Genomic DNA, 298 nt, shown 5'->3' with positions numbered 1-298 from the left:
AGATGTACGCGAGCTTGGGGTCGCCCTCGACATGGCCCTTCATGGCCTGGTGCAGGCGCAGGGTGATGTCGGAATCTTCGCCCGCGTATTCGGTCGCGCGGCCCAGCTCGACCTGGTCGAAGCAGATCTGCCCGACGCCCTTGCCGCACACCTCGCTGAAGGCGATGGTGGTGTAGTTGAGGTGGCGCAGCGCCAGGCTGTCCATGTCGTGCGACTTGTGCGACTCGAACACGTACGACTGCAGCAGCGTGTCGTGCACCACGCCGCGCAGCGTCACGCCGTGGTTGGCGAAAATGTG

General features: G+C 64.8%; 1 protein-coding gene. It reads right to left on the bottom strand.

What is annotated here, in order from left to right; translation table 11 throughout:
• On the bottom strand, positions 1 to 298 hold a 298-nt coding region (locus D0817_RS27205; RefSeq protein WP_202866543.1), incomplete at both ends, for a 3'-5' exonuclease family protein.

The organism is Flavobacterium cupreum (genome assembly GCF_003996965.1).
Taxonomy (GTDB): Bacteria; Bacteroidota; Bacteroidia; order Flavobacteriales; family Flavobacteriaceae; genus Flavobacterium; species Flavobacterium cupreum.
Note: the sequence above shows the minus strand (reverse complement) of the source record. Positions and strands in the feature narration are given on the sequence as shown.